Below are 11,868 nucleotides of genomic sequence, written 5' to 3'. Positions count from 1 at the left end.
GCTCCCTAGAAATTAACTTAATTGGCTGAAATACTTAATGTTATACCGCTTGCCGCGCTATAACCTTGTAAGTCTATATACCATGTACCTGCTTGAGGATTTTCTATCGTACACGTTTCAACGTTTCCATTTTTATATGGGCGGCACTCATAAGAGCTAGTACTAGATGCTGAACCAAAATTTACATATAAATCAGCATCACCAGAACCACCGGCCATTGAAATATCGAGTGAAGAATACCCTGCATCTAAATTTTGCGTAAAGCGTGTCCAACCACCTGAAGCAACGCTCACATTGCTTTCTGTACGGTTAATTGGCGAAACACCTCCGCCAGTAGACCCGTCATAACTACCTGTTAATGAAACGCCTGAAATAGCATTCCATGCCTCTACCATAACGTAGTATGTACCCGCTTGAGCACTACCTATAGAGCAGCTTTCAGTACTTGTAGAAGTTGTACTGTTGCAATCATAAGTGCTAAGTGTCGGTTTGCTTCCAAATCGTACGTATAAATCTGCATCACCAGAGCCGCCATTAGTATTAAATACTAAATTGCTAGCACCCGCTGGTACATCAAGTGTAAAAAACAACTGCTCTTTAGCTGAGCCACTTATACCAGTACGAGTAACGCCATTAGATAACGCTTCATCTTCCGCTGGCGGAGTGGTTGTGCCACATGAACTACCCGAACTTAAATTAGAGTTTACGCCAACAGCACTTAGAGCTGCTTTAACAGCACTTGGATCGTAATTTAAATCACAAGCTGCATCCATAACGCCGTTACCAGCAAGATCCCAGTTAGTGCTTGCAGTCCAATATAATTGGTTTGCACGTGCCATCACTTTAAATGCCTTTTCAGTATCCCAACCAGATGTAGTTGCTAAGTTATAAAATGCTTTATTAAACACCCCAGAACTATAATGAACATCCATTCCTGAAGAGTAGCTTGATTGATTATCAATTGATCTACCATCTTGTGTTGGATTATTCATGTAACGAAGAGCACCGTTGCCTTTAAATATATCTTTACCAACTAACCAATCGTTTGTGCCTTTCATGTAAAATTCAGCCGCTTCACCAGCCATATCAGAGAATGCTTCGTTTAAACCACCTGACTTTCCACTGTAAACTAAACCTGAGTTTTGCTCAGTAAAGCCGTGGCTTACTTCATGAGCTGATACGTCTAGGCTAACAAGTGGATAAAACGTATTTTGGCCATCACCAAAGGTCATCGCACTGCCATCCCAAAATGCATTTTCATAGTTACTACTATAGTGAACTCGCATTTGCAGTTGGAATGAAAGCGGCGGCGTACCAATCCAATCGTTATACATATTAAAAATTACGTTACCAAAATAATGTGCATCATTAAGTGGCGAATAGGCACCATTAATTTCTTTAAAGGTGTTTTCAGGACATGTAAATGAATATGCACTTGAGCCACTAGTACCACCATTTAGGTTAATGGTTTTTACATTTGTGGTATTCATTGAACAGTTATTGCCTGTCTGACTTACATTTAAGCTATCAAAATCAGTGCCATAAATGTATTTCCCAGTTTTTAGATTACCACCTGGGCCTGTCGCATCAGCATGTTGAAGGTTATCAAAGCTAAAAAGTACATCTCCAGAATTTGCATCTATGATTTGATATGGACGTGATGGGTTACTTCCGTAAGTAACATAAGACACTTCATAAACCAAATGCGCTTCACCTTGCTCATCAACCCAAATGGCTAATTGTGATTTTTCATTATGTTTTTCTAAGCCAACAGACTTTATCGCTGCAGATGATTTTTGCAATCCCTTAGCTACTGCCAATTTTTGATTTAACTTTGGAGTAACTGTGTCAATATCGCTTGATATATCATATACAGCAGCACCATGAGCACGTTTAAGTTGCCCATTATTGTTAAACGTCAAGCTCACCGTATCTCCAATTACCGGTAATCCATTATATACTTGTTGATAACGACGAGTTGTATCACCGTTATTACTTTTTATTTCTTTTAATACAACCAGCTCATTTCCTGCCTCTAAACCTACTAACTGATCAGGGCTAACCATCAATACAGAAGACACACCATTTTGTGCTGAATTATTTATATTTGCTTGTTGATTTAAATATTTTTTATTTGCAGCTACTGCGCTTGTTGCTTGTACCAAAGTAAAGGCAGCAAGTGTTGCTATTGTGATTTTTGATAAATTCACGTTTACGCTCCATTTGTTTATTTGTTTGAATATACTTTTATTAATCGGTACATCTTGTTCCCGATTAAAGCAATCCTAGGCTACAAATCATACAATTGAAAATGAAACAAAAAATTTACAATTAAAGTATTAAAAAATAAATTAAAAGCCTTTAATTCAACAGCTTAATAAAAACCCACCAAATATTAAAAACATTTAATTAACACAATGTAAACATTTATTTACTTTGAGTAACATATTGAAATAAAAATAATACAATTAAGTGTATAAATTTAATAAAGTGATTTTTACAATACAAACACTATTAAATTTAACAAAGGGCCTAAAAAACAAACCTATTTTTAAAGGCGCGGCTGAAGCTTTAACATCTTTAATTTCTTATTTACCAAAACTATTTTTATTAAAAATACAAATTGTCTAACAAACACTGTGACATAGCTATATCTCGGGAGTAACATAGGCATGTTTAGATTCCGCTTAACAATATGTTTTTCTCGTTAATTAAGGTTATTAAATGAATGCTTGGTACCTCATTTGTTTTCTCTCTGCACTTGCTATTTTTATTGCTTTTGCAAATCAGTACATCCTCAAAATGCAAACTACTATTGCAATAACTACAGGCTCGGTTGTTATTTCTTTACTTTTGATTGTTGCAGTAAAATTATTAGGCGATCAAAACGCACTAGAAATGACAAAAATCGTCTCGAGTATTAACTTTAACGAATTACTCCTCAAAGGTATGTTAGGTTTCTTGCTTTATGCAGGTGCACTGGAAATAAACCTGTTAGCACTTAGAAAACAACGCTGGGAAATAACGGTGTTGGTACTGTTTTCCACTCTTGTTTCTACTTTTATTGTTGGCTACTTAAGCTTTTACTTATTTGCTTTTCTTGGCTGGCCAGTGCCTTTTATTTATTGTTTATTATTTGGTGCGCTTATTAGCCCAACCGACCCTATTGCTGTACTTGCTATTATTAAACAAATGCGAGCGCCAGAAGGAATCTCAATTCAAGTAGAAGGTGAGTCGCTATTTAACGACGGTATTGGTTTAGTAATATTTACGACCATTTTTTCGGTTGCTTTTTATGGCACCGATGCACAATTTGGCGATATAGCAGCACTCTTTTTTGTAGACGCCCTAGGCGGTATTGCGTTTGGTTTGGTTATCGCTTTGGTTGGCCACTTTTTAATTATTAACAGCCGCGATGTAAATATTCGTTTATTGATAACCTTAACTATTCCTACTGCAGGTTTTGCTGCTGCAAATATTTGGGAAATATCAGGCGCACTTGCCATGGTAACGAGCGGCATATTAATGGGTAACATTACTCGTACTAAAGCAACCGAGCGCACGGGGCCTGAAGATACTCGTTACGTAAAAGATTTTTGGCATGCAACCGATAGCTTTTTAAATGCCCTACTGTTTTTAATAATAGGTATGCTAATTGTGACTATGCCTATTACAATCGGGGAAATTGGCTTAGGGTTGTTAATGGTACCGGCTGTATTACTAGCGCGTTTTATAAGTATTGGAGCACCGTTTATTATCTTTAAACGCTTTAGAACTTACGACAAGCACAGTGTTAAAATATTAACTTGGGGTGGTTTACGTGGCGGACTTGCACTTGCAATGGCGGCAGCAATCCCTCGCGAGCAAGTTTTTGTAGGCGGCTCTGACTTACACAACCTTATTGTTATTGTTACTTACGTTGTGGTTATATTTTCTATTATTGTACAAGGTTTAACTATCTCGCCGCTTATTCAAAGCAGCATTAAGTCAGCTGAGCAAGCAAAGTAATAAATGCTTTGTGAGCAATCAAATCAGTAACCAAGTTATTATATAAATCACTTGGTTACTGTTACTCTCGTGTTACAAAAACACTTTAAAGTTCTATAAATTGTTATCCTTTTTATTTATCTGCTTTGTTTAAATTAATCCGCTTGAAATACAAATGAAAACAATTATAATTTTGGCTTTTCCTCTGTAGGGCTTTTCAATGTCCAAAAATAATTCTCACGTGTTTTTTAATTTTGTATCTCTGGGCAAACATCAATTTCATTGTTTTTTTGTGCTTTTTATAATGGCTATGGCAAGCTTTAATGTGTCGGCCTCACCTAATGAGCAAACAAAAATAAAACAAATTGCACAGCTTGCAGAGTATGTAGGTGTAGATTACGTGGCAGCTGTTGGAAATGGTGAAATACTTGACCCTGACGAATATCAAGAAATGACTGAATTTTCGCACGTCATTATTGAGCAAGCTGGACAACTATCAAGCCAAACCAATGAGTTTGATACAGTAAAGGCACAAGCTAAAGCACTGCATACAGCGATTGCTAATAAATCGAGTGTTGTAGATGTACGTGCAGCAAGCTCAGCACTTCGTGAGTCACTACTTACCTTTATGCCGCAACTATCGTTACCTACATCACTACTTCCCGTTGAGCAAACCAAAGCGCTTTTTGCTGCTAACTGTTCAATGTGCCACGGCCCAAATGGTCAAGGCGACGGCCCGCTTGCAAAAAACTTATCGCCAGAGCCTACCAACTTTACCGATGAAGAACGCGCAACAAACCGCTCTTTAATGGGGTTGTTTGACGCTGTAAGTAACGGCATTGACGACACACCTATGGTTGCTTTTACCCAATTTAATGAACAACAACGATGGTCTTTAGCTTTTTATGTAGGTAGCTTGGCATTTAAAGATGTTCAAAAACCACAAACTGTAGAACAAAACATTACCGCTTCGCAGATTGTAAACCTAAACCCCGCACAATTATCGGCAGGTCAAAGTGAAGCACAAGCACATTACGTTAAATGGCTTCGTGGTAATCCAGAGCAATTATTTAGCGCTAACAAAAATCCGATAACAGTTACTCGCACGCAGTTACTTGCAGCGCAAGCCGCACATGCTAAAGGCAATTACTCACAAGCAAGTGATTTAGCAATTAGCGCATACTTAGATGGCTTTGAGCTTGTTGAAAACAACTTAAATGCCTACGATGAAACACTGCGTAAAAACATCGAAGTACAACTGATGAACCTGCGCCAAACATTCAAAAACGAAAAAGATACGGCTGTTGTTGCCGAAAAAGTAAGTGCCGCACTAACTCAACTCGCTAAAGCAGATAGCATGCTAAACGAAACTAAGCTAACTGACGGCGCGCTACTCTCAGCAAGTTTAGTTATATTACTGCGAGAAGGCTTAGAAGCACTCTTAGTTATCATTGCCCTTATGACTGTGCTTATTAAAACTAAACGCAAAGATGCGCTAAAATATGTACATATTGGTTGGATAACAGCACTTATTGCTGGTGGTTTAACGTGGGCTGCTGCGCAAACATTAATAGAAATAAGTGGTGCGAGCCGCGAAGTAATGGAAGGTGTTGGCGCATTGTTTGCCGCTGTAATTTTACTGTATGTTGGCGTATGGATGCACAGTAAAACAAGTGCGCAGCAATGGCAAAAATACATAAAAGACAATATAGATAAGCGCCTTGAGTCGGGTACATTATGGGGATTAGCGGGGCTTTCTTTTATTGCCGTATACCGTGAAGTATTCGAAACCGTATTGTTTTATCAGTCTTTATTAACGCAAAGCTCACCTGCTCAATATTCATCTATTGCATCGGGTTTTGCGATAGCTATAGCAATACTGGCTATTATTACGTGGGTATTAATTAAATACTCAATTAAATTACCGGTGGCTAAGTTTTTTGCCATTACCACTTACCTACTATTTGCACTCTCGTTTGTGCTTATGGGCAAAGCCGTTATTGCATTACAAGAGGCCGATATAATAGGTATTGCGTCGCTACCAATAAGCTTTGATATAGCATGGCTTGGTATAAAATCGACATGGCAAGGTATTGTGGCTCAGGTATGTGTGTTTGCAATATTTAGCTTTTATCTATTAAAAAGTAAAAGTCAAAACTAATTAGTTCAACAGAAAAGGGAAGCCTATTTATAGACTTCCCTTTTTAAACTCTAGCAATATATAAGTAACTGTTACCTATTAACTGTAACCTATGCCCATGTATCTAAATGGGGGTTTTCGTCATCGTCTACGTTAGACTTTTTTTACTACTTTGATCATCAAGCATATTGAGCTTTTTCTTTTTCTGTAACTCACGCCTTTTTTTATTCTCTAGTTCAACTTTTTCAGTAGCCGATCCACTTTGCACACCCGCAATATGGAAAGCGCCTTTTGACTCAACTTCTAGCCTGGTGATTCTTCCTAAATAAGGGATCATGATATCCATACGTACTTCCTTATTTAACTGTTTGATTATCAAAATGCTAAATTTGAATGATAAACAAACAATTATTCGCTAAAATTGCGCTTATTATCTTAATATTATCGACAGTTATAACATATGCTTTAATTAAGCTAAAAAAAACTTGCCATAATATGGCCGTTTATGTTTTTATGAATGCGAAATTTATTTAAACAAATAACAACTGCACGTTTGCGAACTTACGGGCAGTTACATAGGACAAAAAATGCGCTTAAACCTGACAACAGTACATCATCACCACCATTCACCGGAATAACCTGTCAGGTCTTTCGCTGAGAGGTTATTCCTAAAAGGAACCTCTGGCGATTCAAATAACATTGATTCATTTTCGCCCTGAGGTTCCTCTCGGGGTTTTTAGTTTTTAAATTAAAGGAAAATGAATAATGAACAACAGTAATCGTCTACGTATCGCCATCCAAAAAGGCGGCCGCCTATCTAAAGATTGTCAAGATCTACTAAAACAGTTAGGTGTTAAACTTAACCTTCGTGAACAACGCTTAATTGCACACTCAACTAATATGCCAATTGACGTACTACGTGTGCGCGATGACGATATTCCGGGTTTAGTAATGGACGGTGTATGTGACTTAGGTATAGTTGGCGAAAACGTACTAGTAGAAGTTCAAGCAGAACGTGAACGTCAAGGTGTTCCCAGCGAAGTAAACAAACTTTCAAAACTAGATTTTGGTTACTGTCGTCTTGCACTTGCATGGCCACAAGAGCTAGGCGCTCGCGATAAGAGCTGGTTTGAAGGCAAACGTATTGCAACTACCTACCCTGAAATTTTAACTCAGTGGTTAAAGCGCGAAGGCATCAACGCAAGTACAGTAATGCTTACTGGCTCTGTTGAAGTAGCACCACGTGCAGGTTTATCTGATGCAATTTGTGATTTAGTATCTACTGGCGCAACACTTGAAGCTAACGGCTTAATTCAAGGTGATACAATTTTAGAATCAAACGCATGTTTAATTCAAAATAAAGATCTGCAAGACGCTGACAAACTAGCACTAATCAATAAGCTTATGCCGCGCCTACGTGGTGTTAGACAAGCTAAAGAAAGCAAATACATCATGCTACACGCACCAAAAAATAAACTTGATGAAATTTGTGAAATTTTACCTGGTTCTGGTCAACCTACTCTACTTGCCCTTGCTGGTAATGAAGAATACGTAGCACTGCACATGGTAAGCAGCGAAACATTATTTTGGGAAACAATGGAGCAGTTAAAAGCCCTAGGCGCTAACTCTATTTTAGTTATGCCAATTGAAAAAATGATGGAGTAAGTACCATGCTTCGTTGGAATGAGGAATCTTCACAAGTACAAGCCGCGGCGCTAATGCGCCCTGCAGTTTCTGTAAGCGCAAAGGTTGAAGCAATATGCAAAACTATTTTAGCTAATGTAAAAGAGCAAGGCGATGAGGCCTTACTTAGCATGGCCAAAGAGTTTGATAATAGAGCTAACCCACGTTTGCGTGTACCGCTAGATGAAATTAACGCATCAGAGCAAGCACTAAGTGCAGAGCTTAAATACGCAATTGATACCGCTTATGCAAACGTTAAACGTTTTCACGAAGCGCAGTTGCCAAAAGATATTAAATTATCGACCCAACCAGGCGTTGTATGTGAACTGAAATATCAAGCCATCGAAGCAGTCGGTATTTATGTACCCGGTGGCAGTGCTCCACTGCCATCGTCGGTTATTATGCAAGGTGTATTAGCACAGTTAAGCGGCGCTAAAACCGTTGTACTAGCTACGCCGGTACAAGGTGACAAAGCAATTAACCCTGCTATTTTATATGCAGCTAAGTTATGTGGCATTACTACTTTGATAGAAAGTGGTGGCGCAGGCGCAATTGCAGCAATGGCTTATGGCACCGAATCAGTTCCTAAAGTAAACAAAATTTTTGGCCCAGGTAATAGCTTCGTAACAATGGCTAAACAGCTCGTTGCGCAAACTATCCCAGGTATGGCAATTGATATGCCAGCAGGTCCTTCTGAAGTATTAGTTATTGCAGATGAACGTGCAAACCCAGAATTTATAGCCGCCGATTTACTCTCTCAAGCAGAGCACGGGGCAGACTCGCAAGTTATTTTACTATGTAACAGCGAAAGTATTATAGAACAAACTCAGCAGGCACTTACACGCCAGTTAGCTAATTTGAGCCGCAAAGAAACAGCCGAGCAAGCGCTCGCTAATTCTTCACTTATTTTGGTTGATTCAGTTGAGCAAGCATTTGACGTATCGGCGCAATACGGCCCAGAGCACTTGATTTTACAACTAGGCGCTGCAACACCTTACCTAGATAAAGTTAAAAATGCAGGCTCAGTATTTGTAGGTGACTACACACCAGAATCTGCAGGCGATTACGCATCGGGTACTAACCACGTGTTACCAACATATGGTTACAGTGCAACTTACTCGAGTTTAAATTTGCTTGATTTTTTCCGTACATACACAGTGCAAACAATTACTAAAAGTGGTTTAACGCAGCTTTCAAAAGCAATTTTACCACTTGCAGATGCAGAAGGCCTTGATGCCCACGCTAATGCGGTTTCAATTCGTTTAGAGGCAATTAAAAATGAGCAATGAGAGCGCACAAGCGTCTAGCTTATTACCTAAGAATATTGCAGCCCTTGCTGCATACAGCTCTGCAAAAAGTGAAAAGCTAACCGGTACTACGTGGCTAAATGCTAACGAAAGCCCGTATGCTAAAAATCTTGAACTGAGTATTGAGGATTTAAATCGCTACCCCGACCCACAACCGCAACTGGTTATTGACCGTTACGCCGCTTATACAGAGCTTGAAAGCGAAAATGTATTAATGACGCGCGGCGCAGATGAAGGCATTGAGCTTTTAGTGCGCACATACTGTGAGCCAGCTAAAGATAGTATTGCGCTATTTTTACCAACCTACGGTATGTACAAAGTTACCGCCGATACACACAACGTTAGTATTAACGCGCTTACCCAAGAATTATTATTAAGTGGCAGTGTTGATGAAATAGTTGAGGCAGTGGGCAACTCAAAACTGGTATTTATTTGTAACCCAAATAATCCAACGGGCAGCCTAACACCACTTGATAAAGTAAAAGCGATTGCAACAGCACTTATGGGTAAAGCACTGGTTATTGTTGACGAAGCCTATATAGAGTTCTGCCCAGAGCAAAGCGCCACAAAACTTATTAATGAGTTTAGTAATGTAGTGGTTTTGCGCACGCTTTCTAAAGCCTTTGCGCTAGCAGGGCTCAGAACGGGCTTTACGCTTGCACAAGCAGCAACACTAGCGCCAATTCGTAAAGTCATTGCGCCGTATCCGGTATCTGGTGTTGTAGCAAGTATTGCAGCGCAAGCAATTGCACCCGATGTAATTACATCAATGCGCCGCCAAGTTACTATTTTAAATAGCTTAAAAGCTAAGTTGGTAGATTGGCTAAACGCCTCCCCTGCTGCATTAAAAATTCTCACTGGTGAAGGTAACTTTGTTACTTTAAAATTAGCCGATAAAAACTATTTTAAAATTGCACTTGAGCAAGGTTTGGTTATGCGCGCTTTTACACTATACGGTGAAGACGACTGGCTACGAATTTCAATTGGCAGTGAACAAGAACTTGAACAAGTAAAAATTTGGTTAGATGGCTTACAAACGCCGGCTACCGCAGCATCTTTAGCAGGAAACGAAGTATCATGAGTAACCCCTATTTATTTATAGACCGCGACGGCACTATTATTGAAGAGCCAATTACCGACAAACAGGTAGATAGCCTTGAAAAGCTAGCATTTTTACCTGGTGTTATTCCTGCGTTATTACAATTACAAGCGGCAGGTTACCGTTTAGTAATGGTGTCTAACCAAGATGGTTTAGGCACAGATAGCTTTCCTACTGCTGATTTTGACATAGCACAAGACAAAATGATGGACATAATGCAAAGCCAAGGCATTAGCTTTGACGAAGTATTAATTTGCCCACACTTTGACGAGCAAAACTGTGATTGCCGTAAACCTAAAACGGGCTTACTTACCGAGCTTATGCGCTCTGGCAAAGTAGACTTAGCGCGCTCTTTTGTTATTGGCGATCGCCAGACCGATATTGGCCTTGCACAAAACTTATGTTGTGAAGGTATTTTATACGACGGCGATTGGAGTGCCATAGTAACTAAATTGACCACCGCAAACCGCGAAGGTCGTGTTACACGCAACACCAAAGAAACCCAAATTGATGTAGCCATAAACTTAGATCAAACTAAAAATGGCAGCATAGACACCGGCCTTGGCTTTTTTGATCACATGCTTGATCAAATCCGTACTCACGCAAACATTGGTTTAAATATTAAAGCCAAAGGCGATTTACACATAGATGAGCACCACCTTGTTGAAGACATTGGTATTGCACTCGGTGTTGCACTAAAACAAGCCCTCGGTACTAAATCGCAAATTGCGCGCTATGGTTTTGCGCTTCCTATGGATGAATGTAAAGCTGAAGCACAAATTGATTTATCGGGTCGTGCATCATTTGTATTAAACGCTAACTTTAGCCGCGAAAAAGCAGGCGATTTAGACGTGCAAATGGTTGAGCACTTTTTCAAAAGCTTAAGTGATAACGCCGCCATTAGCCTTATTTTATCGGTAAGCGATGGTAACTGTCATCACCAAGTAGAAGGCTTATTTAAAGCGTTTTCACGTGCTCTTCGTATGGCAGTGGCACAAGACACGACCCAACAAACAGCCAGCTCTAAGGGATGTTTATGATTGCCATAATTAATACCGGTTGTGCCAATATTAATTCAGTACGCTTTGCGTTTGAACGCTTAGGCCAAACGCCAACAGTAATTACATCACCAGAGCAATTAGCGGGTTTTGAGCGCGCTATATTGCCAGGTGTAGGTCACGCGTCGGTTGCTATGAAACGCCTAGTAGATAACGGCTGGCAACAAGCTATAAATGAATACCAGCGCCCGCTTATGGGCATTTGTTTAGGTATGCAGTTACTGTGCGAAAGTACCGAAGAAGGTAACGTACAGTGCTTGGGTAAAATACCAGGGCAAGTAAAAGCGCTTGATGTAGGCAATTTAACGTCGCCGCATATGGGTTGGAATAACTTAAGCGTTAACAAAGAGCATGCATTAACTAAAGGGCTGACGCTCGATGAGCAAGTGTATTTTGTTCACAGCTTTGCGCACACCGTAAACGACGCCACATTAGTGAGCGGCGAATATGGTCAAACCTTTTCAGCCATTGTTGCTAAAGACAATTACGCAGGCATGCAATTTCACCCAGAGCGCAGCGCAAAAGTTGGCGCACGTTTATTACAAAATTTTGTTGATTGGCAGTTGTAAGCTGCCCATTAACTAACAAAAAAGA

At 39.6% G+C, this 11,868-nt stretch carries 8 protein-coding genes and 1 pseudogene; 7 read left to right on the top strand and 2 right to left on the bottom strand.

All coding sequences use genetic code 11. The annotated features are described in order from the left end of the window. Positions 1-17: 17 nt before the first annotated feature. Complete coding sequence (locus tag P4S65_RS19960) at positions 18-2,210, bottom strand: M4 family metallopeptidase (RefSeq protein WP_008138583.1); 2,193 nt, start codon at positions 2,208-2,210, stop codon at positions 18-20. Between the two features lie 514 nt (positions 2,211-2,724). Here P4S65_RS19960 and P4S65_RS19955 point away from each other — a divergent pair. Both P4S65_RS19955 and P4S65_RS19950 read left to right on the top strand, forming a co-directional pair. Then, positions 2,725-4,008: a cation:proton antiporter gene (locus tag P4S65_RS19955; protein WP_337121017.1), complete on the top strand. Its 1,284-nt coding sequence runs from the start codon at positions 2,725-2,727 to the stop codon at positions 4,006-4,008. 283 nt (positions 4,009-4,291) lie between these two features. Beyond that, complete coding sequence (locus tag P4S65_RS19950; RefSeq protein ID WP_337121201.1) at positions 4,292-6,148, top strand: cytochrome c/FTR1 family iron permease; 1,857 nt, start codon at positions 4,292-4,294, stop codon at positions 6,146-6,148. An 89-nt stretch (positions 6,149-6,237) separates the two neighbouring features. On the opposite strand, the pseudogene P4S65_RS19945 reads toward P4S65_RS19950, so the two are convergent. After that, positions 6,238-6,473: pseudogene (locus P4S65_RS19945) on the bottom strand (hypothetical protein). Positions 6,474-6,892: 419 nt separating this feature from the next. Here P4S65_RS19945 and hisG point away from each other — a divergent pair. Genes hisG through hisH form a run of 5 tightly spaced genes read left to right on the top strand, consistent with a single transcriptional unit; the run spans position 6,893 to position 11,843 of the window. Beyond that, positions 6,893-7,792: an ATP phosphoribosyltransferase gene (gene hisG, locus P4S65_RS19940; RefSeq protein ID WP_007376294.1), complete on the top strand. Its 900-nt coding sequence runs from the start codon at positions 6,893-6,895 to the stop codon at positions 7,790-7,792. A 5-nt stretch (positions 7,793-7,797) separates the two neighbouring features. Continuing rightward, on the top strand, positions 7,798-9,099 hold the full coding sequence (hisD, locus tag P4S65_RS19935; protein WP_008138593.1) for a histidinol dehydrogenase: 1,302 nt from the start codon (positions 7,798-7,800) through the stop codon (positions 9,097-9,099). After that, entirely contained in the window at positions 9,089-10,198 is a 1,110-nt protein-coding gene (hisC, locus tag P4S65_RS19930) for a histidinol-phosphate transaminase (RefSeq protein WP_096794605.1), read from the top strand. The genes hisD and hisC overlap by 11 nt, the downstream gene beginning before the upstream one ends. After that, positions 10,195-11,256, top strand: coding sequence for a bifunctional histidinol-phosphatase/imidazoleglycerol-phosphate dehydratase HisB (gene hisB, locus P4S65_RS19925; RefSeq protein WP_008138596.1), 1,062 nt, complete (start codon positions 10,195-10,197; stop codon positions 11,254-11,256). Before hisC ends, hisB begins: the two co-directional genes overlap by 4 nt. Next, entirely contained in the window at positions 11,253-11,843 is a 591-nt protein-coding gene (gene hisH / locus P4S65_RS19920) for an imidazole glycerol phosphate synthase subunit HisH (RefSeq protein ID WP_002960265.1), read from the top strand. Before hisB ends, hisH begins: the two co-directional genes overlap by 4 nt. Positions 11,844-11,868 lie beyond the last annotated feature (25 nt).

It is taken from the genome of Pseudoalteromonas sp. B131b (assembly GCF_037162545.1).
Taxonomy (GTDB): Bacteria; Pseudomonadota; Gammaproteobacteria; order Enterobacterales; family Alteromonadaceae; genus Pseudoalteromonas; species Pseudoalteromonas fuliginea.
This window is presented reverse-complemented; position numbering and strand designations above follow the sequence as displayed.

Bases quoted from the DNA above. Each gene is read 5' to 3' on its own strand.
- hisH (WP_002960265.1), top strand. From the start codon at position 11,253: ATGATTGCCATAATTAATACCGGTTGTGCCAATATTAATTCAGTACGC.
- hisD (WP_008138593.1), top strand. From the start codon at position 7,798: ATGCTTCGTTGGAATGAGGAATCTTCACAAGTACAAGCCGCGGCGCTA.
- hisC (WP_096794605.1), top strand. From the start codon at position 9,089: ATGAGCAATGAGAGCGCACAAGCGTCTAGCTTATTACCTAAGAATATT.
- hisB (WP_008138596.1), top strand. From the start codon at position 10,195: ATGAGTAACCCCTATTTATTTATAGACCGCGACGGCACTATTATTGAA.
- hisG (WP_007376294.1), top strand. From the start codon at position 6,893: ATGAACAACAGTAATCGTCTACGTATCGCCATCCAAAAAGGCGGCCGC.
- P4S65_RS19950 (WP_337121201.1), top strand. From the start codon at position 4,292: ATGGCTATGGCAAGCTTTAATGTGTCGGCCTCACCTAATGAGCAAACA.
- P4S65_RS19955 (WP_337121017.1), top strand. From the start codon at position 2,725: ATGAATGCTTGGTACCTCATTTGTTTTCTCTCTGCACTTGCTATTTTT.